Source organism: uncultured Salinibacterium sp., assembly GCF_963974405.1.
In the GTDB taxonomy this organism is placed as follows: Bacteria; Actinomycetota; Actinomycetes; order Actinomycetales; family Microbacteriaceae; genus Rhodoglobus.
Window position 1 is genome coordinate 345,855 of sequence record NZ_CAXBBH010000002.1, and the last position, 24,680, is coordinate 370,534.

The following is a 24,680-nucleotide window of genomic DNA, read 5'->3' on the forward strand; positions in this document are numbered from 1 at the left end:
CAGTCTTGCGGCATCCGTTCAGCCCTGAGATGAAGCCGCAGTGTGTCTCGACCGAGGGCGTCTGAGCGTTGACGTGTGTCAGTAGCGCTCGGGCTCGGGCCCGAGGGTGAAGCGGCGTCCGGTCACTCCCGTCGGCTTGATTTCTACCCAGACGTATTTGAGTGTCGGGATGAGCGGTGTGAGTGGTAGCTGGTCGGCTTCGTAAATCTCGTCCTGAGATTCGATGATGCGGGCCGTTCCTTTGAGCACAACGCTCCAGGCAGAGTGTGGGCCAACATAGTCGGTTTCGAACGCGACTCGATCGTTGATCGTGAGTTTCAGCAGCTTCGTGCCCTGCGCTGTGCGCAGCATCAGCCGATTGTTGACGGCGATGAAATTGACAGGAGTGATCTCAGGCTCTCCTTGGAAGCTCACCGCTATCCTGCCGAGGCTGGCGCTGCGTAGCAGTTCCCAGCAGGTTTCTGGTGATAGTTCCTCGACCGGATCGTTCAGGTTCTCGCTCATAGCAATTCCTTCCCTGCCCCAATACTCCCATCACCCCGGGCGTCACGCCAGAGTCTTATCCGCGCATTCACGACCCGTGTGGGGAGATATGTGCTCAGAAAGTTTGCATTAAGTCTGCTTTAAGGCACACTAGTCAGATTGATATCAGACGTAACGATGCGTCGAATGTTAGGAATACTGTGGCTTCACAATTTCCACCCCTCATCGTGATGGGTGTCTCTGGATCAGGTAAATCGACTGTTGGCGCTGCCCTCAGCCAAGAACTGGGCATGCAATTCATCGACGGTGACGACCTCCACCCCCGTGCTAACAAAGAAAAGATGGCTGCCGGTCACGCCCTGAACGACGAAGACCGAGCCCCTTGGCTTGAGATCATCGCCGAACGCATCGGCGCAGAACTCGCCGAGGGCAACCCCATCATCGTTGCTTGCTCATCCCTCAAGCGTTCGTACCGCCGCATTCTCACGGCCTACGCGCCGACGACAGTATTCGTGCACCTTCAGGGTGAGCGCGACGTTATTGCTGAACGGCAATCTCACCGCAACCACGAATACATGCCCAACAGTCTTCTCGATTCCCAGTTCAAGACCCTTGAACCGCTTCAGGATGACGAGCGCAGCGTGCTCGTTGATCTCACCCAGACTCCGGACGAGATCGTCCGGTCCATCAAAAAAGACCTCACCGACAACTTCGTCGGCTGAGCTGCACAAAAGAAGTTAGGACAATGATGACCGACCTCCAATTGCTGTGGGAGTTGCCCACCTGGGGCCTGCTCTTGCTTGCCGCAGGCGCTATTGCGCTGCTGCTGCTACTGATCATCGTGGGCCGCGTTCACGCGTTCCTCTCCCTGATCATTGTCAGCTTGGTAACCGCCGTGGCTGCGGGCATCCCGACAAACCAGATAATTCCGACTCTCACCTCGGGCTTCGGTGGCACTCTCGCGAGCGTCGCGCTGCTGGTCGGTTTGGGAGCGATGCTCGGGCGGATGCTCGAGATGAGCGGTGGTGCACAAGTGCTCGCCGACTCGCTCATCGGTCGGTTCGGTGAAAAGCGCGCTCCTCTCGCTCTCGCCGTAGCGTCGCTCATGATGGGGTTCCCCATCTTCTTTGACGCCGGTCTCGTCGTGATGTTGCCGATTATCTTCACGGTCGCTCGTCGACTGGGCGGATCGCTCCTCTTCTACGCCTTCCCGGCAGCCGTCGCGTTCTCCGTCATGCACATCTTTGTTCCGCCGCACCCTGGCCCCGTAGCGGCAACCGGTCTGCTCGGCGCTGACGTCGGACTCGTCTTGATCTTCGGACTCATCGTCGCGTTGCCCACCTGGTATGTCGTCGGATACAAGTTCGGCACCTGGACGGGCAAACGATTCGACATTGCTATCCCCAACATCCTCTTCGGAAGCCAGGATGACGAGAAGGCGGCGCAGTTCAAGTCGAACCCCAAGCTCGGCACCATCCTGTTCCTGCTCCTGCTGCCTCTCGTTCTGATCTTCATGAACACGGGACTCAACGCTCTCGCGACCGCGGGAGTTGTTGACCTGGACAACCCTGTCGTTCAGGTTCTGCGCCTCCTCGGCGAGACCCCAATCGCTCTGCTCATCACCGTCGTCTTCGGAATGTGGCTGCTCGGGTGGAAGCGCAACAAGGAGCGCACCCTCATCGAGACCATCGTTGACAGCGCGCTCGGCCCGGTTAGCTCGATCATCCTCATCACCGGTGCTGGTGGAATGTTCGGTGGCGTTCTTCGTGCCAGCGGAATCGGCGCGAGCATTGCTACGTCGCTTGAATCGATCGGCATGCCGCTCATCGTTGCCGGCTTCGTGATTGCTGCGATCATCCGTGTTGCTCAGGGTTCCGCAACCGTTGCCCTCACGACTGCGGCAGCGCTCATCCAGCCCGTTGTTTTGGCTGATTCTTCGCTCAACCCGGTCGAACTCGCTGCCATCGTGCTCGCGCTCGCCGCCGGTTCAGTTTTTGCTGGTCACGTGAACGACTCGGGCTTCTGGTTGGTCAGCCGCTTCTTCGGCATGGACACCCAGACCACCCTGCGCACGTGGACCGTTGGCCAGGCACTCATTGGTGTCATGGGCTTCGCGATCGCGTTCGTCATCTTCCTCGTCGCCGGAATGTTCTAGGAGATAGCTGTGGCATCTACCCTGTTTGACCTCACCGGGCGAATCGCCCTTGTTACTGGCTCGAGCCGAGGCATTGGTCGCGTAATCGCGCAGGCCCTCGCTGAGGCGGGAGCAACGATCGTGCTGAATGGTCGCGATGAAGAACGCCTTGCCGCCACTCACGCCGACTTCAGCTCCGAGTTCGGGGCCGAACGCGTCTACGCTCGTGCGTTTGATGTAGCGGATGCCACGGCTGTCGCCACCGCGATTGCCGAGATTGAGACATCCATTGGTTCGATCGGGGTGCTCGTGAACAACGCGGGCATTCAGCATCGCGAGCCGATGCTCGACCTCGACGTGGAGGACTGGAACCGGGTCATCTCCACCAACCTCACGAGCGCGTTCCTCGTCGGGCGTGAAGTTGCGCGCCACATGTTGACGCGGGGTGAGGGCAAGATCATTAATATTGCGTCGGTGCAGACCGATCTCGCGCGGCCGACCATCGGGCCGTACACGGTCTCGAAGGGTGGCATCCGCAATCTCACTCGTGCCATGACGGCAGAGTGGGCGAGCGGCGGGCTGCAGATCAATGCGATTGCTCCCGGCTACATCCACACCGAGATGACTCAGGCGCTCGTCGATGACGACACCTTCAATAACTGGATTCTCGGGCGCACACCTGCCGGTCGCTGGGGCACTCCCGCCGACCTCGGTGGCCCCGCAGTGTGGCTCGCCTCGAGTGGTTCTGACTATGTCAACGGCCAAGTCATCTTCATTGATGGCGGCATGACGGTTGTCGTCTAACTCCCTGCCATAGTGCCGAGCCTCGCGCTCGGTTTAGTTCTACAGAAAAGATTGTTATGACAAGTGCAGCCCCCGCCGAAACTCTCGCGGTCACGATTCACGCTCAAGATGACTTGCGCGTGGAGAGCATTCCCTTGGCCGCCCCGGCCGCCAACGAAGCCGTGGTTCAGATTGCGTTCGGCGGGGTCTGCGGGTCAGACCTGCACTACTGGTCGCACGGGGCTGCGGGGGAGTCGATTCTCAAAGCTCCGATGATTCTCGGCCACGAAGTGGTCGGCACCGTCGTTCAGCAGGCTGCTGATGGCAGTGGTCCCGTTGCGGGAACGCCTGTCGCCGTGCATCCGGCAACCCCCGGTGGAACCGAGCCGCGCTGGCCAGAAGACCGCCCTAACCTTTCGCCCGGCTGCACCTACCTCGGCAGTGCCGCACGTTTTCCGCACACCGAGGGTGCCTTTGCCGAGTTCGTCACCTTGCCGAGCCGGATGCTGCGAGCACTCCCTAACTCTCTGACGCTGCGCGATGCCGCACTCGTCGAGCCCGCCAGCGTGGCTTGGCATGCGGTTTCCCGTGCCGGAGACGTTCGCGGAAAGCGAGCCCTCGTCATCGGCGCTGGCCCGATCGGTGCGCTCATCGTCGCCGTTCTCAAGAGAGCAGGTGCCAGCGAGATCGTGGCCGTCGACATGTTCGCCGGTCCGCTCGCGATTGCACGCCAGGTCGGCGCAACCGACACGCTTCACGCGACCGATGCGGATGCCATCGCCGCCGTCGACGCCGACATCGTCTTCGAATCATCGGGCAACTATCGCGGTCTCGAGTCTGCCGTGCGCGGTGCGACTCGTGGTGGTCGCGTCGTCATGGTCGGGCTCTTGCCGTCTGGTCAGCAGCCCGCGCTCATTTCGCTCGCCATTACGCGCGAGTTGGAGCTTGTAGGGTCATTCCGTTTCACCGACGAGATTGATGACGTGATTGCGGCGCTCGCCGATGGCAGCCTCGTTGTTGCTCCGATCGTGACGCACGAGTTTGCGGCATCCGATGCTCATGACGCGTTTGCCACGGCCACGGACTCGGAGAACAGCGGCAAGGTGCTGCTTCGCTTCTAGCGTCGCGACGTTCTCAGTCGAGAAATATGCGAGGTTCGCCAGCCCAGATGGGCTCGACCTCTTCGATGGTGCGGCTCATGATGCGTTCCATAGAGGCGAACGCGTCTTCGGGGCGTTTGCCCTGAATGGCATCCGCAACGTCCACGTGCAGTTGCAGTGCTTCTTCGTGCGGTGTGGACGGCATGAGGCCGCGGTTGGTGCGGCCCGTGAGCACTTCGGCGATCACGCGGTCGAGGCGCGCGAACATTTCGTTGCCGCTCGCTGCCAGCACGAGCGAATGAAAACGGATGTCGAGTTCGAGAAACAATTCAAGGTCGCCTGAGCGCCCCACGGCTCGCATTCGCGCGGCGAGCGCGAGTAGCTCGCCGGCGGCTTCGTCGGAGGCGTGGGTTGCGGCGAGCTGTGCGGCTTGGGGTTCGATCGCGCTGCGCAGTTCGGTGAGTGAGCGCAGTTGGCGCCCGTTTTCGGTTTGCTCGAGGCGCCAGCGAATCACGAGGGGGTCGTAGAGGCTCCACTGCGCCATGGGTTGCACGCGCATGCCTACTCGCTTTACTGAGGCGACCATGCCGAGCGATTGAAGAACGCGCACGGCTTCTCGTACGACTGAACGGGACACGCTGTAGCGTTCTTCGAGTTGTTCAGCGAGCACCGTGGATTCGGGGGAGATCTCGCCCGACACGATACTCAGCCCGAGATCGTTGAGCACGCGTGCGTGAAGGCCTCCGGACATGCTTCAAGAGTAGTGGCTTAGGTCCGCGTGGGCCTGTCGTCTAGTCCCACAAACATCGTCTCGTGAAGAATCAAGACGTGGCGCTCGATAATGGCGACTGCGGCTACCGGGTCGCGGTCGCGGAGGGCTTGCACGAGTTGAGCGTGCTCTTCGTTGTCGTGGTGCAGAAATTCGATCGGATAGGGCAAAAAGTAGCGATAGAGCTCGTGGAGGGCATCCCGGTAGAGGGGGACTGCCCAGTCGAGTCCGCTCGCCGCGGCGATCGCCGTGTGAAGTTTCTCGTCGGCGGCGTGGTATTCGGCCCAGGTGTGAGAGTTCCCGGCTTGCAGCACGAGGTCATCGAGAGCGTTGAGTTGCTCTGCGCTGGCGCTCAGGGCGGCGTGGTGAGCCAATGCCGTTTCTAGCAGGGTTCGTTTATTGATGAGCGCGCGAACTTCGGTCGTGTCCGCGCGGAATGCTGCGACGGCATCGAGCGGAATGTCGCTGGGGGTTTCGCTGACGAAAGTGCCGCCTCCTCGTCCGCGTTTGCGAACAAGGAGGTTGTCGTCGGCGAGGCTTTTCAGGGCTCGGCGAACGGTTATCTCACTCACTTCGAGTGCTTCGGCGACTTCAGAGTCTGCCGGGAGTGCTTCGCCCGGCTTGAGCAGGCCGAGTTGGATCGAGAGCGCAATTCTGGCCCGAACGGTGTCGACCGCGCTCAAGCGTGTGATGCCTGAAATCGCGGGCGAATAGAGGGCGTCGACGCTGGCAGCGGCGCCGGTACCGTCCTGTGCTGTGCTCCCCATTATTCAAGACTAAAGCCTGAGGGCTGGACTTAACTGATCATTATGATCTATTTTGTTTTCTGTACCACGCAACGCAGGACGGTGACGGGTGCAGAATGACGCAGAAGTCGAAACAGGGGAGTGTAATGCCAAGGCAGATAACGATCGCCGGAGTGCAAGCAACACCGCACTCGATCGGTGCGCCACTCACCGCGTTGAGCGACGAGCTCGAGAATGTACTCGCGACATCCGGAGCCGTCGACATCGTCGTCTTTCCGGAGCTGCATCTGTATGGAGCCGACGCAATCGCGGTTGCCGACCGCAACGACGCCCTGCGTCGAGCTGCCGTGCCGCTCGATAGCGAGTACGTGAAAGAGCTTGGGCAGATTGCGAAGCGGGCCGGAGTGTGGCTTGTGCCTGGCAGCATCTGCGAGCGAGGTCCGCACGGAGAACTGTTCAATACGGCACTCGTATTCTCACCTGACGGCGAGCTGGTCTCGCACTATCGCAAGGTCTTTCCGTGGCGCCCGTCAGAGCCTTACGACATGGGCGATCAGTTCGTCGTCTTCGACATCGATGGCATCGGTCGCTGTGGTCTCTCTATTTGCTACGACGCGTGGTTCCCCGAATCAGCGCGACAGCTCGCCTGGATGGGGGCCGAGGTCGTGCTGAACATTGTCAAGACGACAACGCCTGACCGTGCTCAAGAGCTTGTTCTCGCCCGCGCGAATTCCATCGTCAACCAGACTTTCACGGTCAGCATCAACTGTGCGGCACCGATCGGTCAGGGCCGCAGCATTGTGGTCGGGCCAGAAGGAGAAGTACTCGATGAAGCGGATGACGCTGCCTCCGTGCTTCTCCACACCCTCGACCTCGACGACGTCACTCACGTTCGCGAGGTCGGCACCGCAGGCGTCAATCGCATGTGGTCCCAGTTCACCCCCGAAGACCCAACGCTCGAGTTGCCGATTTACAGCGGACGCATCTCACCTTCGCGTTGGACACCGCAATCAGCACTACCTAACCAAGAGGATGCTCGACCATGACCACTAACCAGACCCTTGCCCGAACTCTCAAGCTGCCCTCCCTGGTGCTTTTTGGGCTCGCCTATATGACTCCGCTCATCGTGCTCGGCATCTTCGGTGTCGTCGCGTCTGTCACGAGCGGAGCCAGCGCGGCGGCATACCTCGTCGCTACGGTCGCCATGTTGTTCACCGCATTCAGCTACGGACGAATGGCTGCGGCCTATCCGTTGGCTGGTTCGGCGTATACCTACGTTCGGCGCACCATTGATGCTCGCGTTGGCTTCATGGTCGGCTGGGCTGTCTTGCTCGACTACCTCTTTTTGCCGATGGTGATCTGGTTGATCGGTGCTGCCTATCTTCAAGCGCAGTTTCCAGCCGTTCCGACGTGGGTCTGGATCGTCAGTTTCATTGCGATTACCACGGCGCTGAACATCCTTGGCATTAAAGTCGCCAATCGCGCTAACTACATTTTGATGGCGTTCCAAGTGCTCGTTATTGGCCTTTTTGTCGCGCTGTCCATTGGCTCGGTTGTCGCGGCTGACGGTGCCGCTGGGCTCGTGAGCCCCGCGCCATTCACGGGTATCGAGAGCTCGTTTGCTAGCGTCGCAGCGGGTGCAGCAATCGCCGCTTATGCATTCCTCGGGTTCGACGCGGTGACGACGCTCACTGAAGAGACGATTGAGCCGCGAAAGACCGTCCCGCGCGCGATCCTCCTTATTGCGCTCATTGGTGGCGTGATCTTCGTTCTCGTGTCGTACACAACACAGCTCGTCTACCCCGGTGGCGTGTTCGAGAACCAAGATTCCGCGGCCTTTGATATCGCTTTCCAGATCGGTGGCAATCTCTTTAGCGCGGTGTTCCTTGCCGGCCTGATTTTGGCGCAGTTCGCTTCGGGACTCGCTGCCCAAGCATCCGCATCACGCTTGCTCTTTGCAATGGGTCGTGACGGAGTGTTGCCGCGACGTTTCTTCGCTGCGGTCAGCAAGCGCTTCCGTTCGCCCGTGTTCAGTCTTGTCACGGTAGGAGTTGTTGGGTTCGTCGCGCTGTTCCTTGATGTCGCAACCTCGACCTCGTTTATTAACTTCGGTGCATTCATTGCCTTCGCGATGGTCAATGTGTCGGTCATCGTTTACTACGTCAAGCGAAAGAGTGAAGGCACGAGTCTGAACCCGGTGATGTACCTGGTCGTTCCTGCGATCGGTGGCATCGTCACGCTTTACCTCATGACGCAACTCGATTCGAACGCGATCACACTTGGCCTGGTCTGGCTCGCCATCGGTGTTGTGATTCTGGGCGTCATTACCCGGGGATTTAAGAAGCTGCCGCCAGAAATCGAATTTGCTGAAGTAGAGGACTAATCGGTCAACTCGGAACGTTCTGTACGGTCTGATGGCCTGCGGCACTGCTGCAGGCCATCAGTGGGTTAATTCGGCGATTTTCCGTGTAAACTCAGCAGTTGAACTTCGGCGAGGGAACCATCTGGTTCCGTTATCGACGCGGCGGGCAAGTCACAGGGCTTTTCCTCACGTGGCAGATCTATGGTCTGCCGGCGTTCGAGTTGAACTACAGACAATGATCTGGGCACTGCGCCCGCCACGAGAACTCCGCTCGTTGCAGGTGTCAGGCCCACAACAGACTTCGGTCTTCAGAGGAGAAAAACTATGGCTAAGCCAGGCGTAAACCACGTCGTCACGGATGCCCGTGAGTCCTTCGGTAAGGGCGCTGCCCGCAAGCTTCGCGCTGCGGGCAAGATTCCTGCCGTCATCTACGGTCACGGCACCGACCCCATCCACGTTGCCCTTCCCGGCCACGAGATTGCGCTGATCCTGCGTAAGTCGAACCAGATCTTGGACCTCGACATCAACGGCAAGAGCCAGCTCGCTCTCGTTAAAGACGTTCAGAAGGACCCCGTTCGCCAGATCATCGAGCACATCGACCTCGTCGTCATTCGCAAGGGTGAGAAGGTCATTGTTGATGTGCCGATCCACGTCACCGGAGAGTCCGCTCCTGGAACGATCGCAAACCTCGACGCACCGACCATCTCGGTTGAGGCTGAAGCAACTCACATTCCTGAGTACTTCACCGTCGACATTGAGGGCCGCGAAGAAGGCGCTCACATCTACGCCAAGGACATCACGCTCATCGAAGGTTCGGAACTGCTTTCCGACCCCGAGCTGCTCGTTATCGGTGTCAGCATGCCGCGTGCATCGGTCGAGGCTGAAGCTGCTGAAGAAGAAGCCGCAGCTGTTGCTGCTGAAGCTGCTAGCGCCGAGGCTGCTGAATAATCAGATTCTTCCGCAAGCGAGAAATCGTGGATGACCAATGGCTAGTAGTCGGGCTCGGTAACCCCGGGCCCGGCTACGCCGGTAATCGCCACAACGTGGGCCACATGGTGTTGGCCCACTTGGCCGACGAACTGTCGGCCACGTTTAAGAACCACAAAGCAAACGCTGCTGTGGCAGAAGGTCGCAGTTTTGGGGATGGCCCCAAACTGATTCTGGCTAAGCCCAATTCTTTTATGAACCTTTCGGGTGGCCCGACCGCTGCACTCATGCGGTTCTACAAGCTTCCTGTTGAGCGACTCATCGTCGTGCACGATGAACTCGATATCGACTTCGACACGGTGAAGCTCAAAACCGGTGGTGGTCATGGCGGCCACAACGGCATCCGGGATATCGCTGCCGCCGTCGGATCACCCGACTTCACGCGGGTTCGCGTCGGCATTGGCCGCCCGCCCGGTCGTCAACCCGCCGCCGACTTCGTGTTGCGTGACTTCTCGGGCGAGGAGCGCACGGTTCTGCCGAACCTGCTCGGTGATGCTGCGGATGCCGTGGCGCTGGTCGCCAAAGAGGGTCTCGAAGCGGCTCAGCAACGTTTCCATAGCCCGCGCTAGTTCGGGCGGGAAACTGTCTCGCCTGCGACGGCGTCTCTGCGCTGTGGGTGAACTCTCATCGGAGCGTCGGTGGCCGCGAGTAGAGTAATCCGGTGACTCTCGACGGAATTATCTCAGCGCTTTCGCGCGCCCAAACGGTAGAGAGCGCCCTGCGTTTCTCTGCGCGCAGTGCCGACTTCTCCCTCGTCGAAGGGTTACGTGCGCCCCTCATCGGTGGTCTGCTCACCGCGACAGATTCGCCGCGATCGATGCTCGCTGTCACCGCTACCGGGCGTGAGTCTGAATCTCTGCGCCGGTCGCTGGCAAGTTACCTCCCGGGTGCCCAGATCGTGGAGTTTCCGGCATGGGAGACTCTGCCGCACGAGAGATTGAGCCCCAGTGCCGAAACCGTGGGCAAGCGAATGCAGGCTTTGCGTGACCTCGCTAAGTGGCGAGAGAATCCGGTTGGCCAGTTTGTGTTGGTGGCGTCTGTGCGGGCAGCGTTGCAGCCCATTGCCGACAACCTCATCACTATCGAACCCGTTGTGCTCGCCAAGGGTGGCCGCAACTACGACCTGTCGGCGCTTTCGGAGCGACTTGTTGCTCTGGCATATTCCCGTGTCGACATGGTGACCCGGCGCGGGGAGTTCGCTGTGCGGGGTGGCATTCTCGACGTGTTCGCTCCCAACCACGAGCATCCGCTGCGGCTTGAATTCTTTGGTGATGAGCTCGAACAATTGCGCGAGTTTTCGGTCGCCGATCAGCGCTCGATCGACGGCGATATCGAGCATGCCGAGCTGGTGCCGAGTCGCGAACTTCTGCTGAGCGATTCGGTGCGTCAACGTGCTCGCGAAATGCAGCACGAGTTTCCGAGCCTCTCAACGATGCTCGCGAAAATCGCGGAGGGCATCCCGGTCGATGGCATGGAGTCGCTCGCGCCGGCGCTCGTCGACAAGCTCGTTCCGCTCACTCACTACCTGCCAACGGATGCCGCAATCGCTGTGCTCTCGCCAGAAAAGGTGTCTTCACGAGCCGTCAATCTCGCCGAGACCAACCAAGAATTCTTGAGTGCGGCGTGGAACGCGGCCACCGCGGGTGCCGAGGCTCCCATTGATTTGGATGCGGGAGACTTTCTCACGCTCAACGCGCTTCGAGCGTCCGCGGGGGAGCGCCCCTGGTGGACCCTCAGCACGTTCGACTCGGGAGAGGCGGATGCGGCGACGCTGCTCGATGCTGCAGAAGAGGCATCCGAATATGTGCGCATCGATGCCACGGCTACGCCCTCGTTCGCGGGAACCGTTGACGGCGCCCTCGACCACGTGGGCACGCTGCTTGCCGACGGCTGGACTGTGGCGATCGTTGCGGAGGGGGCGGGTCTTGTCGAACGCACGGCAGATCTGCTCGGCGAGCGGGAGCTCTCCGGGCGTGCGGTCGAGGCTTTTCCGGCCGAGACAGAACCCGGCGTTGCGTACTTGCTGCGGGCCTCCGTCGATCACGGTTTTGCCATGCCTGAAGCCAAGCTTGCGGTACTGAGTGAGGGCGAGTTTTTTGGCCGATCTGTCGGATACGCCTCGCGACCTGCTCGCAAGCTCGCCACCCGACGCAAGAACGTTGTTGATCCGCTTCAGCTCAAGAGCGGTGACCATGTGGTGCACCAGACCCACGGCATCGGCAAGTTCATCGAGTTGGTATCGCGTGAGGTCAGCACCGGTGGTCGCAATGCGGTCAAAACTCAGCGCGAATTTCTTGTGCTGGAGTATGCGCCGAACAAGCGTGGCTATCCCGGCGACAAACTGTATGTGCCCACTGACCAGCTTGACTTGCTCTCGCGCTACGTCGGTGGCGAAGCTCCCTCGCTCAACAAAATGGGCGGTACCGATTGGTCGGCGGCCAAGAGCAAAGCGCGCAAGGCCGTTCGCGATATTGCGGTCGAACTCGTCAAGCTCTACAGCGCCCGCATGGCGAGCAAGGGCTTTGCCTTTGGGCCGGATACTCCCTGGCAGCGCGAGCTAGAAGAGGCGTTCGCTTACGCCGAAACTCCTGATCAGCTCACGACGATCGATGAAGTGAAAGCTGACATGCAGAGCCCGGTTCCGATGGACCGGCTGCTCAGCGGTGATGTGGGATACGGAAAGACTGAAGTTGCCGTTCGGGCCGCGTTCAAGGCTGTTCAAGACGGTAAACAGGTCGCCATGATCGTGCCAACGACCCTGCTCGTTCGCCAACACATGGAGACCTTTGCCGACCGCTTTGCCGGGTTCCCCGTGCATTTGAGAGCACTCAGTCGTTTTCAGACGGAAAAAGAGTCTCGCGAAACGATCGCCGGGCTCGCCGACGGAACCGTGGATGTTGTCATCGGCACCCACCGGTTGCTCTCGAAGGGCGTCGGTTTCAAAGATCTCGGCCTCGTCATCATTGACGAAGAGCAACGCTTTGGTGTTGAGCACAAGGATGCTCTCAAGAAACTTAAGACCAACGTCGACATCTTGGCGATGACGGCAACCCCGATTCCGCGCACCTTGGAGATGGCTGTCACGGGCATCCGCGAGATGTCGACTTTGGCTACTCCGCCCGAAGATCGGCATCCGATCCTGAGCTTTGTCGGGCCCTACTCTGAGCGTCAGGTTGGCGCGGCGATCCGCCGCGAGCTTCTGCGAGAGGGGCAAGTCTTTTACGTGCACAACCGGGTGAGTTCCATCAACCGGGTTGCCGCCAAGATTGCCGAACTGGTTCCGGATGCTCGCATCGCGATCGCCCACGGCCAAATGCCCGAGTCGGCCCTTGAGCAAGTGATGGTCGACTTCTGGGATCGCAAATTTGATGTGCTCGTCTCCACCACGATCGTGGAGACCGGGCTCGACATCCCCAACGCGAACACGCTCATCATCGATCGTGCCGACAAGTACGGCCTTAGCCAGTTGCACCAGTTGCGTGGTCGAGTGGGGCGTGGTCGTGAGCGCGCCTACGCGTACTTCCTGTATGACGAAGAGAAGCCGCTGAGCGAAACCGCCCACGAACGACTCGATACGATCGCCGCGAACAATGAGCTCGGTGCCGGAATGCAGATCGCCATGAAGGACCTCGAAATTCGTGGTGCCGGAAACCTGCTCGGAGGTGAGCAGTCTGGCCACATCGCTGGCGTCGGTTTTGACCTTTACCTGCGCATGATTGGCGAAGCCGTCTCGGCGTTCCGCGGTGATGTTGCCGAAGGTCAGACCGAACTGCGGCTCGAGTTGCCCGTGGATGCCAGCATCCCCGAGGAATACGTCGAGAGCGAGCGATTGCGGCTTGAGGCCTACCAGAAGCTTTCCGCGGCAAGTGCGCCCTCGGCATCCGCCGACAGCATCGATCGGGTGCTGGAAGAGCTAACCGACCGGTATGGCGAGCCTCCCGAGGAAGTGAAACACCTCATTGCGGTGTCGCGATTGCGCCGGATGTCGCAGCGCCTACGACTGAGCGAAGTGGTCGTCATGGGCGACAAACTACGCATCGCTCCGGCTGAACTTCTCGATTCTAAGCAAGTGCGGTTGCAGCGCATGTATCCGGGGTCGAAGTATCATTCTGCAGCCTCAGCGGCGATCATCCCGCTACCGACGGGCGCTGACGATGGTGCGCTGATCGAGTGGACGAAAGACCTTCTCGTGTCAGTGTTTGGCGCGCAAGACACCGCCGAGGAACTCGCCGAGGTCGCTCTCGCTGCCGAAGCCGCAGAGAAGCTTGCGGCCGACAAAGCGGCGGCGAAAGCTGCTGAGCGAGCAGAAGTGGCGAAGGATGCCGGTGCCGCACCCACATCAGCTCAGTAGCTGAGTGTGGCGCTCGGCACGTCGTTAGGCCACGTCGGGTGAACCAGCGGCGGGCGCGACGGCATCCACTTCGGCAGCATCCGCCGTGTCCGCGGTCGGCTCAACTGAGGTTGGCCGGGGTTTCGGGGAGTGCATAAAGGGGGTGCGTCGACCATCAATGCGGTGGACGCGCCCGATTGCCATCGGGATCAGCACGAGCGAACGAAGGTCAAGTAGCGCGTGCGCGATGATCGTGATGAGGATGCTTCCTGTGAGCACATAGAGCGCCATAAAGGCTGCACCGAGCACTGTCGTGACAATGATGCCGGCCAGTCCTTGGTACGAGTGCATGAGGCCGAACAGGAGAAGGCTGACTGTGATCGCGACGATTGCGTTCCCGGTGGTCGCGAACAGCAGAGCGGGTAGCGCGAGACGAAAGAGGAGTTCCTCGACCAATCCAGCGTTGAGTGAAAGCAGCCCGCCCAGCACGAGCTCTTGACGATTGCGGGGGAGTATCGCTTGAACGTCGCCAACGCTCACTACTTCGTCCCCCTCTTTTCGCACCGAGATGATGGCTACGACGGTGACGGCGATGACGCCGACGGCAAGACCCGCTATTACACCGGCGGTGACGCCAGGGCGGGCAGAAAGAACACCGAGCAGTGAGGTCACCCACGGCCACGCTCGCACTTCAGCGAGCAGGGGAGTGGCGAATTGTCCGCTCGCGAGTAGAGACGCCAGAGCTAGGCCACCGAATAAGAAGAACGAAATGAGTAGCCAGCGGCGCAGCATCAGTTGTCGACGTCGAGTTGTGCGGAACCTTTTGAATCGGCGGTATTCGCGCTTGTCCCGGCGGAGTGTTCGCAACGCCAATGCCGCCAATACACCGAGGAGTGTGACCCACAGGAGGGCGAGCATGAGCGGGTTCTCGGGGTCAAGCATGAACCAATCGTGCCACGAGAATGCGAGTGTAATCTGGAACCCATTCCAGAATCGTTGACCAGCGGGACAATCCGCAATAGTCTGCCCACGGGTGGGATCGTGCGGACGCTATCCGGCGTGAATGACGACGTGGTGCGCTCGCTTGAGCGCAGAAGAGAGCAGGAACTGTGACACACGAGCCGAACCGCGAGTTCAAACTTGCAGGCATGAAAGACGTTGCAGACCGCGCGGGGGTGGCGATGTCTTCGGTGTCACGAGTGCTCTCTGACCACCCTGACGTGAGTGATCGCATGCGCGAGAAAGTGCTCGCTGCTGTCGAAGAGCTGGGGTACGAGCCTGACGTCCTCGCTCAGAGTCTTCGCACTGGTGCGACGCGTACTATCGGCGTCCTCGTTGCCGACATCTCGAATCAGCTCTTCGCCGAAATTTCACACGGTGCAGAAACGGTGTTGCGCGCAGAGGGCTATTCAACTTTTGTCGCGAATTCTCTCAACGACCCCGAGATCGCGGTGAAACAGCTCCGGATGCTTATCAAGCGTCGAGTCGACGGACTATTGGTTTCGGTGGGAGAAGAAGACGGCGGACCCATCGTGGATGCCATAGCTAATTCTGGCCTCCCTACCGTCCTGATTGACCGTCACTTGGGAACGGCGGGAGCGTCTCGTGTGTTGAGCGACCATCGCGCTGGAATGTCTGAAGTGATTCACAAGCTGATTGGCTTGGGGCACAAGCGAATTGCATTGATCAATGGAATTCCGAACGTCTTGCCCGCGATGGAGCGAGCCGCGGCAGCACGGGCGGCGGCCGAAGCGCATCCAGGTGTCACAATCGACGTGATTTCCGGCACCTTTTCTGCGGAGCACGGTGAGGAGGCGACGCGAGCCGTGGTTTCGAGTGCCCAGCGTCCCACTGCGATCGTGGCGGGAAGCAATCAAATTCTTGTCGGTGTGTTTACTGCGCTCCGCGATCTCGGCCTCAGGGCACCAGCTGACGTGAGTTTGGTGACGTGTGATCCGGTCCCTCTCGCCGAGTTTATGACTCCAGCGCTCGACACGATTTGGCGAGATCGTCAGGAATTGGGCGCGGTTGCGGCGGGACTGATGCTTGAGGGCCTGCGCGGAGCAGCACCACGGGAAGTGGTGCTGTCGACTGAGTACCGCGTTGGCGGGTGTGTGGCCGCGCCGCCAGTCTGATGCTCAGCGAGAGCAGAACGGTTCGTCTGGTTTTACGGCGCGTGGGCTTGGTTGTCTAGCAAGAAAGAGACCACTACCGGGAGTTTCCGGAATCCTTTCCAGAAACGTTGACGGAATCGGTTCTAGGTGGTTAGTATCGCCACAGTGCAACGCGGCCGACCTGGTCGCTTCGTGCAGGGCCGGGTCACCGACGGTCCGCCGCCGGTAAACGAATTGGTCAGTCCACAGATCAATCAATCGGCTCAGCAATTCTCAACGAAGAGATGGGACACACAGTGGTACAGAACCGAATCCGGCGAGCAGCACTCGCCGCGGCTGCAGCTGTTGCAGTCGGCATTGCGATGGTGGGCTGCGCGCCAGCATCCGAAGCTGAACAGGGCGAAGTTGAAATTCGTTTCTCCTGGTGGGGAACGGACTCACGTCACGAATTGACCAACGAGGCGCTTGACCTGTTCGAGGAAAAGAACCCCGGAATTACGGTTGTTCGTGACTTCGGGGGCTTCGATGGATACATCGACAAGCTGCTCACTCAAGCTGCAGGCAACAACTCTCCCGACGTTTTTCAGTTGTACGAAGAGGTGCTTCGCGAATTCGCCTCGCGTGGCCAGCTTTACGACCTCAACGAAGCAACGAGCCAAGGTTTGAACCTTGAAGGCTGGGATCAGGCGCTTCTCGACACGAGCACAATCGATGGGTCGCTCTCGGCTCTTCAGTTTGGCCTCACCACCCAGGCGTTCATTTTCAACACCGAGCTGTTCGACCAAGCAGGCGTCTCGATCCCCACAGAGGGGTGGAGCTGGGACGACCTTGCAACCGCAGCCAAGCAGGTCAGCGATGGCACTGACGCTGGAACCTTCGGCGTTACTGATCTCTCGACCGGCTATCAAGTGTTCGAGGTGTGGGCGAATCAGAACGGTGAGGCCTACCTCACCGATGAGGGCCTCGGCTTCTCTGCGGAAACCCTTGAAGAGTTCTGGCAGTACTGGGCCGACCTGCGTGCATCCGGTGCAGCAACGCCAGGATCGTTGACTTCGGAATACCCCACCCCGTTCGATGCAATTATCGCCAGCAAGGCGGCATCGGGCTTCATCTTCGCGAACCAGATGGCTGCCGTTCAGTCGAGCATCGAAGCTGAAATCGCCGTAGACCGGATGCCGGGCGAAACCCCCACGGCCGGTTCGTACTTGCGCACCGCGATGAATATTGCCATCGGATCGAAGACTGAGCACCCCAAGGAGGCAGCAATGCTCGTTGACTTCTTGCTCAACGACCCTGAGGCCTACGAAATCCTGGGCATCGACCGTGGTGTTCCTGCTAACCCCGCTGTCGGAGACGCCGCCACGGCCGACGTTGACGACGTAACAGCGAAGGGTCTGACCGTTATCGACGGTGTTCGTGCCGACGGCGCAGCTCCACCCGTGCCGCCGAAGCCCGGCGCCGGTAACGTGAACGCACTATTCGCGGAGCTCGCTCAAGAGGTTCAGTTCGATCGCATGAGCATCGAGGATGCTGTTGCTAGCTTCATCGAGCGCGCCGAACAGGAACTGAGCTAGTACACAATGTCACTGCCTCAGACCTCTAACGACGCGTCAGATCTTGCTGACGCGCGCGGACGGTCCGAGTCGCGTCCGGGTCGGAGAGCCATCAAGGCTCCCCGGCCCGGGGGTACGCGCTCGTTGCGTCGCAGAATGATGCTCGACCGCGCTGCGCCTTACCTCTTTCTTGCCCCGTGGCTGATCGGCTTTGTCGTCATCACCTTCGGGCCCATGCTCGTCTCGCTGTACTTGTCGTTCACCGACTACAGCCTGCTGAGCCCGCCCGAGTTCGTCGGTTTCGAGAATTACGAGCGCATGTTTACAGCCGATCCGAAGTACCTAGAGTCGGTGCGGGTTACGGCGATCTACGTCTTTGTCTCTGTGCCACTTCAGTTGGCTTTCGCACTTCTTGTCGCAATGGCGCTCAACCGCGGCATCAGGGGATTGGCAATTTACCGATCGATTTACTACATTCCGTCGCTGATCGGTGGCAGTGTTGCGATCGCGATTCTGTGGCGACAGATGTTCGGCCAGTCAGGATTGGTAAATCAGGTTCTCGCGCTCATCGGTATCGACGGGCAATCGTGGATCGGGCATCCGGACACCGCCCTGAGCACACTGATCATTTTGAACGTGTGGACCTTCGGGTCGCCCATGGTTATCTTCCTGGCGGCGCTTCGACAAGTGCCTGTCTACCTCTACGAAGCTGCCGCCGTCGACGGTGTCGGCGCATGGGGAAGATTCCGGCACATTACGTTCCCGATGTTGACCCCTATCGTGCTCTTCAACATGATCTTGCAACTGATCGGTGCGATGCAGGCGTTTACGCCGGCCTACGTGGTGTCAGGCGGAACCGGCGGTCCCGCAAACTCAACGCTGTTCTACACGTTGTATCTGTATCAGCGAGGCTTCACCGGCCTCGAGATGGGTTACGCCAGCGCGATGGCATGGGCACTTCTGCTTGTGATCGCGGCGATCACCGGAATCAACTTCTGGCTTTCAAGGTATTGGGTGCACTATGACGACTAATCTCACCGGAATTGTCGGAGCGAAGAAAAGCAAGGGGCGTAAGGCTCTCTCGCATTTCCTCATCATCGGGTTTGGCATGCTCATGCTGTACCCGGTTCTGTGGATGATCGGAAGCTCTTTCAAAGACACTGCGCAGATCTTTAGCGAAGTCTCGTTGATCCCAAACCCTGTCGTGACGGATAACTACCAGCGCGGCTGGGAAGGCGCCGGCATTGGGTTCTCCACGTATTTCATGAACTCGACAATCGTGGCCGTACTGGCCGTTGCCGGAAACCTCATCGCGTGTTCGCTAGCCGCCTACGCCTTTGCGCGACTCGACTTTAGGTTGCGTCGGGTGTTGTTCGGAGCGATGTTGGCCACGATCATGTTGCCGTATCACGTGGTGATCGTACCGCAGTACATTTTGTTCGCGCAGCTTGACTGGGTGAACACGTTCCTTCCGCTCGTCGCTCCCAAGTTTTTGGCGGTCGACTCGTTCTTCATCTTCCTCATGGTTCAGTTCATGCGGGGATTGCCGACCGAACTCGATCAAGCAGCGAGAGTGGATGGCGCGGGCCCATGGCAAATCTATTGGAGGATCATTCTCCCGCTGACCGTGCCAGCACTCGCGACCACCGCGATCTTCACGTTCATCTGGACATGGAACGACTTCTTTACCCCCACCATCTACTTGAGCGACCCGCGGCTATATACGGTGCCACTCGGTTTGAACTCCTTCCTCGATTCAACGGGGGAGTCATCGTGGGGCCCGATGTTCGCTATGGCGGTTCTCTCCTTGGGGCCATTGTTCGGATTCTTCCTCGCAGGTCAGAAGTACCTAACGAGCGGTATTGCCACGACAGGTTTGAAGGGATAGCTCAGTTTCATGAAGAAAGCACGCATTGCAGTTGTTGGCGCAGGAGGTATCGGGGCGGCAGCCCATCTGCCGGCCATTACTGCGCTTCCCGATCAGGCTGAGCTTGTCGGCATCGTCGATCTCGATGATGCACGCCGAACTGAGGCCGGTGAACGTTTTGGCACAGACAGGCTCTACAGCGACCTCGCGCTGATGATGGCGGAGCAGCATCCAGACATCGTTGTTCTTGCAACGCCGCCCCATACGCACGAACCTCTCGCGATCCAAGTAATGCGGGCGGGGGCATGGGTCTTTTGCGAAAAGCCCATGACCGGGTCGCTGGCATCGGTCGATCGGATCGCTGCGGTCGAAGCTGAAACTGGCCAAGCGTGCGTGACGGTGTCACAGTTTCGCTACTCGGGTGGCGCGCGTCAAGTGCGCGACAAGCTGCGAGGCGGCGACTGGGGCTCAGTGCTCACGGGATATGCAAACACCTCCTGGTATCGCGGGCCGGAATATTGGCAAACGAGTTGGCGTGGAAAGTTCGCCACCGAGTTCGCCGGAGCGACGACAACTCAAGCTCACCACGCGATTGACCTGTTGCTCTGGCTAATGGGTGACTGGTCGAGTGTTGCTGGATTCGCCGACACTCTTGATCGGCCGATTGAAGTTGAAGACGCTAGTACTGCGGTTGTGCGTTTCGCCGGCGGTGGAATGGCAACGCTGCTTTCACAAGTGCTGAGCCACCAGCAGGAGACCCGAATTCAAGTCACCGCGCAGAAGGCAACGGTCGACCTCGAAACGCTCTATATGCCGTTGATGGGGGAGTGGACTGTTCGCCAGGTCGATGCCGAAGGCCAGTCTCGCGTAGTCGAAGACTGGGCGGAGCCTGAAGGAGAAAAGCAAGCACACCGCGAGCAATTGGCCAACATTTTGGCCCACTGGCGTGCCGGTGAGAGGCCGGAGCTCATGGTCGCTGAAGCGCGCGCGACTATCGAGTTCTTGACTGCTCTCTATAAGTCTGCTGCCACCGGAACATTGGTTAAGCGCGGCGATATCGTCGCGGGCGATCCTTTCTATGAAGCAATCGATGCGGGTGGCCCGTCTCGGGCGGAAGGTAAGAAGTAGCATGCGGATCACCGATCAGACTGATGGCCTCGATGTCATCGCAAACGACGTCGTCATCGCGGAGTATCGACTAGGCAGCGAGATTGACGCCGTCAATACTCCTAAGCCGCACTTCCACCCGCTGCGCACTCTCGGCGGGGCTCAGATAACGGATTTTGCTCCAGAGGATCACCCCTGGCATCAGGGTCTTCAGTTCGCTTTTCCCCGCGTCGGGGACCACAACCTATGGGGCGGCGGAACGTATTTCGGTCCTGAGGAGGGCTACAAGATCGTTGCGGATCAGGGGAAAATCGCTCATCAACGCTGGGATCAGCGCGTCAACGAGGGCGCTGACGTTGGCTGGACCGAGCAGCTCGATTGGATTGGGCACAATCGCGAGCCGCTCCTGGCGGAGAGCCGAACGGTTGCGCTGAGCGCAAGCGTTGCGTCGAGAGCCGGATGGATTCTGGACTTCGATTCTGTGCTCAGCAATGCAACGTCTGAGGAACTAACGTTGGCGACTCCCGCCCAGCGTGGTCGAAGTGACGGCGGCTATGGTGGCCTATTTCTCCGCCTCGCTGAAGGATTTACCCCCGTCGCCCTCACGGGAGAATCAGGTGAGATCACTTCTTCAGGAGCGCGCTCGCGCACTCTGGTCCTGTCAGGCACCACCGGAGCGGGAGAGGCTGTCACACTCGGGCTCGCCTTCGCGGATCCTGATCCGGTTGGTGACCAAGCGTGGCTTTATCGCTTTGAGGACTTCCCGGCGATCGGCTGGGCTGGCGCCTACGAAACCGCGTACACGGTTCCGGTGGCGAGCTCGCTCGAGTTGCGCCATCGTCTCGCGATCTATGACGGGCTCGTAGATGTCGACGCTGTTCGCGCCGATTTGGCTCTCTAGGACTTAGCGTCGCTAGCGGGCCTAGGGCTCTAGAGCGAACTGCCGTTGGCGGCCATCACCGCGCGGACCTGTGAGCCCTCAAGGTCGCGATAACCAGTATCGGTCGTCAACGAAAGAACGGTAGCGACGGCGGCGGCATGGCCCAGTTCGAAGCACTGGGCTGTGACTCGTGCAGAAGCGAGTGCTTCGTGCTCTGCACTCAAGCAACGACCAGCCACAATGATGTTTTCGCCCACTGCGGGGACGAGCGTGTTGTAGGGCACTTCATAATAATCATCGAGTAACCAGTGCAATTTTGGCCGATTGCCGCTGTGTAACTCAATGGGCCACGGAGAACGCACGATTCCGTCCTCGCTCTTGCGGCATTCAACGACGTGTTCATTGCTCAGCGTTTCTACTCCGACAATGCTCCGGGTCTGACGGATTCCCGCTTCAACACCCGTATCGACTACGTACGCGTTACGGCATCCGGCAACAGTGGCGGAGAAGAACTGCGCATAAGCGCGCACTTGCTTGCGTCCCAACATCTCGGCGATCGTAAAGTCTTCAGGGTCAACAACGTTGAGCATCCTTCCGTCGCTATCGCTCAATCGAGTGGCATTCACGAGCAATTCGCCGGGACGAGTTGACCGGAAGACCCAGATCTTCTCACGGGGCAGATCGGCACCAGCCTCCCTCTGGCTCGCTATCGCGGCGGTGATCGTGGGAGGGCTAATCGTGTCGTCGCCCCACTCCTCCCAAAACGCGTCCGTATCCACCCCACCCAGACGGAAGAACATTGTGGGGTTCTGGATACGGCCCTCATCTCCAAAGAAGTACTGGCCGCCGCCGCGAGCGACCACTGCAGCGTCGCCTGAGGCATCAATTACTCGACGGGCGTGGATGGCGCTGAGGCCTGCTTTGGAATGGATGACAACGCCGGCATAGCGGTCGGCATCCAGGATCACGCCGGTCACCTGAGTGTGAAACATTACGCGAACGCCGGAGTTGAAAAGCAACGAATCTGCCACCTCGCGCCAGACCAGCGGATCGTGCGCCACCGTGTAGGTCAGTCCGTATCTCTGCGGCGATGTGACACCTGAACGAGCCTCGAGCGCAGCACGGAATCTCTCCGCAAAGCCGTGCACCACTTGAACGGGCGGTGCGTGGGTCTCTGATGCAAGGTAAAGTCCGCAGATCGTCGCGGAGAGGCCGGCGACGGCTGATCCGCCTGCAAAGCCGTATCCTTCGACAACGATGACAGAGAGCCCTGCTTCAGACGCAACGGTGGCCGCCGCTACGCCAGCGGGGCCAGCGCCGACAACAACGACATCGACGTCGGCGAGAACCGGCAAGTCGTGCGACAGGGTGTGGCGCTGAGGAAGCTGCCAGAGCGCAAACGCGGTCTCTACGGGAGTGCGTGTCATGAGCTGACCTTTCTTATCACGGGCGAGGAACGTCACAGACTTCGGAACCGAGCAGGGCGTTTTTCTACGAAGGCGGCGACACCTTCAATGCCGTCAGCGCTGGCAAAGAGATCGAGAAGCTCGTCAGTTTCTGTGGTTGTGCCGATCGTTGTGGCGCTCGCGGCATGCACCGCGCGCTTGGCAGCCCGAACAGCTAGCGGTGCCCGCTGTGCGATCTCAGTAGCCAACATCTGGGCAGCCTTATCTGATGTCCCTTCCGGTGCCACGTGATTGACGAGTCCCCACTGCAGCGCTTGCTGGGCACTGAGAGTCATCCCTGAATAAATGAGTTGCTTCGCGCGACGGACTCCGATCGCTTCGGTCAGGCTCGCGGTGCCGGCCCAACCTGGGATTAGCCCGATGCGCGTCTCTGGCAGTCCTAAAGTTGCGCGCTCGCTTGCCACGATGAAGTCTGCCGCGAGGGCAAGTTCAAGACCGCCGCCCAAGGCCATTCCGTCAATGCTCGCGATGACGGGCACTGGAGCCGAGCGAACGAGATTGACGAGCGTGAGTGCGCGCTGAGTGAACTCCGCGAGGTCCGCGGCGGAAGCGCGGTGGTAGCTGGCGATGTCAGCTCCGGCGCAGAATGCGCCTGGGGCTCCCGCGAGTACGACTGCGTCGATCGTGGCGGTGCCGTCAGCGCTATCGCGCAGCGCAGTGAAAACGTCGATGAGGGAATCGATCATTTCGCGATTGAGACTGTTTCTTTTCGCCGGCCGATTGAGGCGGATTATTGCGATCGACCCCAAGCGCTCCACTTGGATCAGTTCATCGCCGCCGTGGCTGGGTGCAGTGGTTGCGGTGCTCCGGTCGGCGCCGGCAATCATCGGAACACCTTGTTCGCGGTGAGCGTTGCGATCGCCTCTGGAGAGTAGCCGGCCTCGGCAAGGATCTCTGTGGTGTGATCGCCGAGCGCCGGTGGGGCGGTGCGAACACCGGGACGTTCGCCGCCGTAGCTGACAGGATGACGGAGCACTCGAATGTGACCCGCTGTGTCATGGTCAAAGGAATCGAAACTATTGTTGTGATTCACTTGCGGGTCATCAATGACCTGCTGGTAGTTCTGAACCGGAGCGGACCAGATTCTGTGGTCATCAAAGATCTCGAACCATTCCGATGTTGGGCGCTCGACGATGTAGTTTGCTACGCGATCGTTGATCTCATCGCGTCGTTCGAAAGAATTCTCCTCTCCGATTGAGGCAAACCATTCGTCGTCGAAAAGTTCGCTGAGAGTCGCAAGGCTCGTCAGGGAAATGCACACGTGTCCGTCCGCCGCAGCGAAGACTCCGTAGGGGGCTTTGTAATAAGACGACGAGACCCCCGAGGCTGAGCGAGAGTCATCCCAGCCGTTGAGGGCGTAGTTGAGCGGTTCAATCTGCAGATCGAGCGCGGCATTGAGCAGATTGCTTTCCACTCGGGTTCCGACACCGCTTCGTTCACGACCGTGGAGCGCCGCGAGGATGCCCATGGCGCCCAGTACTGCCGCGTGTTGATCGACAACACAAGCGCCCACCGGTGTGGGGTCCTGATCCGCCCGTCCGGTCGCCGCAGCTAGCCCAGACATCGCCTGCACGAGAACGTCTTGGCCCGGGCGGTCGACGTACGGGCCGTCGGAACCATACCCCGAGAGTGAGCAGTAGATCAGTTTCGGATTGATGGCTTTGAGGGCGTCGTAGCCAAGTCCCAGGCGGTCGAGGGCTCCGGGGCGGAAGCTCTCGATCAGAACATCGCTCGACCGCACGAGTTCGAGCAGTGGTTCAAGCGCATCCGGATTCTTCAGATCCACCGCCAAACTCCGCACGTTGCGATTGGCGAGAGTGAAGAACGGGCTCAGCCCATTGATCAGGCGACCCGGGCCAGTCCACGAGCGCTCGAAGGCTCCGTGCGGAGGTTCCACTTTGATGACATCAGCGCCGAGGTCGGCGAGAATCTGGCTCGCTGACGGACCCTGAAGAAAGTGGGTGAAGCTGAGTACTCGGATTCCGGAAAGCATGCTGTT

The 24,680-nt window shown here is 59.9% G+C and carries 22 protein-coding genes; 15 read left to right on the forward strand and 7 right to left on the reverse strand.

What is annotated here, in order from left to right:
- Positions 1–78: 78 nt before the first annotated feature.
- Positions 79–504, reverse strand: coding sequence for a pyridoxamine 5'-phosphate oxidase family protein (locus AACZ26_RS10035; protein WP_339621222.1), 426 nt, complete (start codon positions 502–504; stop codon positions 79–81).
- Positions 505–683: 179 nt separating this feature from the next.
- Here AACZ26_RS10035 and AACZ26_RS10040 point away from each other — a divergent pair, with 179 nt between their 5' ends.
- The 4 genes from AACZ26_RS10040 to AACZ26_RS10055 are packed head-to-tail and all read left to right on the forward strand — an operon-like array spanning position 684 to position 4,521.
- On the forward strand, positions 684–1,205 hold the full coding sequence (locus AACZ26_RS10040) for a gluconokinase (RefSeq protein ID WP_339621224.1): 522 nt from the start codon (positions 684–686) through the stop codon (positions 1,203–1,205).
- A gap of 23 nt (positions 1,206–1,228) precedes the next feature.
- Positions 1,229–2,638 (forward strand): GntP family permease, encoded by a 1,410-nt coding sequence (locus AACZ26_RS10045; protein WP_339621225.1) that lies wholly within the window; start codon positions 1,229–1,231, stop codon positions 2,636–2,638.
- 9 nt (positions 2,639–2,647) lie between these two features.
- A complete protein-coding gene (locus AACZ26_RS10050) occupies positions 2,648–3,421 on the forward strand; it encodes an SDR family oxidoreductase (RefSeq protein ID WP_339621226.1) in 774 nt (257 codons plus the stop codon).
- A gap of 56 nt (positions 3,422–3,477) precedes the next feature.
- The gene (locus tag AACZ26_RS10055; protein WP_339621227.1) at positions 3,478–4,521 is read left to right on the forward strand and encodes an L-idonate 5-dehydrogenase; all 1,044 of its coding nucleotides are present in this window, start codon (positions 3,478–3,480) and stop codon (positions 4,519–4,521) included.
- Between the two features lie 13 nt (positions 4,522–4,534).
- Here AACZ26_RS10055 and AACZ26_RS10060 read toward each other — a convergent pair whose 3' ends face one another.
- On the reverse strand, positions 4,535–5,251 hold the full coding sequence (locus AACZ26_RS10060; protein ID WP_339621229.1) for an FCD domain-containing protein: 717 nt from the start codon (positions 5,249–5,251) through the stop codon (positions 4,535–4,537).
- Between the two features lie 17 nt (positions 5,252–5,268).
- Complete coding sequence (locus tag AACZ26_RS10065; RefSeq protein ID WP_339621230.1) at positions 5,269–6,036, reverse strand: FCD domain-containing protein; 768 nt, start codon at positions 6,034–6,036, stop codon at positions 5,269–5,271.
- 125 nt (positions 6,037–6,161) lie between these two features.
- Between AACZ26_RS10065 and AACZ26_RS10070 the strand changes: the two genes are divergently transcribed.
- The 5 genes from AACZ26_RS10070 to mfd all read left to right on the forward strand — a co-directional run bounded on the left by AACZ26_RS10070 (position 6,162) and on the right by mfd (position 13,715).
- Positions 6,162–7,061 (forward strand): carbon-nitrogen hydrolase family protein, encoded by a 900-nt coding sequence (locus AACZ26_RS10070; RefSeq protein WP_339621232.1) that lies wholly within the window; start codon positions 6,162–6,164, stop codon positions 7,059–7,061.
- Positions 7,058–8,398 carry an APC family permease gene (locus AACZ26_RS10075; protein ID WP_339621233.1) on the forward strand — a complete coding sequence of 447 codons (1,341 nt, stop codon included), beginning with the start codon at positions 7,058–7,060 and terminating at the stop codon, positions 8,396–8,398. Before AACZ26_RS10070 ends, AACZ26_RS10075 begins: the two co-directional genes overlap by 4 nt.
- A 303-nt stretch (positions 8,399–8,701) precedes the next feature.
- Complete coding sequence (locus AACZ26_RS10080; RefSeq protein ID WP_339621234.1) at positions 8,702–9,325, forward strand: 50S ribosomal protein L25/general stress protein Ctc; 624 nt, start codon at positions 8,702–8,704, stop codon at positions 9,323–9,325.
- Positions 9,326–9,351: 26 nt separating this feature from the next.
- Positions 9,352–9,933: an aminoacyl-tRNA hydrolase gene (gene pth, locus AACZ26_RS10085; protein ID WP_339621235.1), complete on the forward strand. Its 582-nt coding sequence runs from the start codon at positions 9,352–9,354 to the stop codon at positions 9,931–9,933.
- Positions 9,934–10,025: 92 nt separating this feature from the next.
- Entirely contained in the window at positions 10,026–13,715 is a 3,690-nt protein-coding gene (gene mfd / locus AACZ26_RS10090) for a transcription-repair coupling factor (RefSeq protein ID WP_339621236.1), read from the forward strand.
- A 24-nt stretch (positions 13,716–13,739) separates the two neighbouring features.
- Here mfd and AACZ26_RS10095 read toward each other — a convergent pair whose 3' ends face one another.
- Positions 13,740–14,636 carry a type II CAAX endopeptidase family protein gene (locus AACZ26_RS10095; protein WP_339621237.1) on the reverse strand — a complete coding sequence of 299 codons (897 nt, stop codon included), beginning with the start codon at positions 14,634–14,636 and terminating at the stop codon, positions 13,740–13,742.
- 206 nt (positions 14,637–14,842) lie between these two features.
- On the opposite strand from AACZ26_RS10095, the gene AACZ26_RS10100 reads away from it, so the two are divergent.
- From AACZ26_RS10100 to AACZ26_RS10125, 6 genes are all read left to right on the forward strand, one after another.
- A complete protein-coding gene (locus AACZ26_RS10100; protein ID WP_339621239.1) occupies positions 14,843–15,829 on the forward strand; it encodes a LacI family DNA-binding transcriptional regulator in 987 nt (328 codons plus the stop codon).
- A 275-nt stretch (positions 15,830–16,104) separates the two neighbouring features.
- Entirely contained in the window at positions 16,105–17,382 is a 1,278-nt protein-coding gene (locus AACZ26_RS10105) for an extracellular solute-binding protein (protein WP_339621241.1), read from the forward strand.
- A gap of 135 nt (positions 17,383–17,517) precedes the next feature.
- Complete coding sequence (locus AACZ26_RS10110; protein WP_339621242.1) at positions 17,518–18,393, forward strand: sugar ABC transporter permease; 876 nt, start codon at positions 17,518–17,520, stop codon at positions 18,391–18,393.
- The gene (locus AACZ26_RS10115) at positions 18,383–19,249 is read left to right on the forward strand and encodes a carbohydrate ABC transporter permease (protein WP_339621243.1); all 867 of its coding nucleotides are present in this window, start codon (positions 18,383–18,385) and stop codon (positions 19,247–19,249) included. The genes AACZ26_RS10110 and AACZ26_RS10115 overlap by 11 nt, the downstream gene beginning before the upstream one ends.
- A gap of 9 nt (positions 19,250–19,258) precedes the next feature.
- Positions 19,259–20,356 carry a Gfo/Idh/MocA family oxidoreductase gene (locus AACZ26_RS10120; RefSeq protein ID WP_339621244.1) on the forward strand — a complete coding sequence of 366 codons (1,098 nt, stop codon included), beginning with the start codon at positions 19,259–19,261 and terminating at the stop codon, positions 20,354–20,356.
- A gap of 1 nt (position 20,357) precedes the next feature.
- Complete coding sequence (locus AACZ26_RS10125; RefSeq protein WP_339621245.1) at positions 20,358–21,236, forward strand: PmoA family protein; 879 nt, start codon at positions 20,358–20,360, stop codon at positions 21,234–21,236.
- Between the two features lie 29 nt (positions 21,237–21,265).
- On the opposite strand, the gene AACZ26_RS10130 is transcribed toward AACZ26_RS10125, so the two are convergent.
- Genes AACZ26_RS10130 through AACZ26_RS10140 form a run of 3 tightly spaced genes read right to left on the reverse strand, consistent with a single transcriptional unit; the run spans position 21,266 to position 24,674 of the window.
- Positions 21,266–22,642 (reverse strand): FAD-dependent oxidoreductase, encoded by a 1,377-nt coding sequence (locus AACZ26_RS10130; protein WP_339621246.1) that lies wholly within the window; start codon positions 22,640–22,642, stop codon positions 21,266–21,268.
- 32 nt (positions 22,643–22,674) lie between these two features.
- The gene (locus AACZ26_RS10135) at positions 22,675–23,508 is read right to left on the reverse strand and encodes an enoyl-CoA hydratase/isomerase family protein (RefSeq protein ID WP_339621247.1); all 834 of its coding nucleotides are present in this window, start codon (positions 23,506–23,508) and stop codon (positions 22,675–22,677) included.
- Positions 23,505–24,674, reverse strand: coding sequence for a CaiB/BaiF CoA-transferase family protein (locus AACZ26_RS10140; RefSeq protein WP_339621248.1), 1,170 nt, complete (start codon positions 24,672–24,674; stop codon positions 23,505–23,507). The genes AACZ26_RS10135 and AACZ26_RS10140 overlap by 4 nt, the downstream gene beginning before the upstream one ends.
- Positions 24,675–24,680 lie beyond the last annotated feature (6 nt).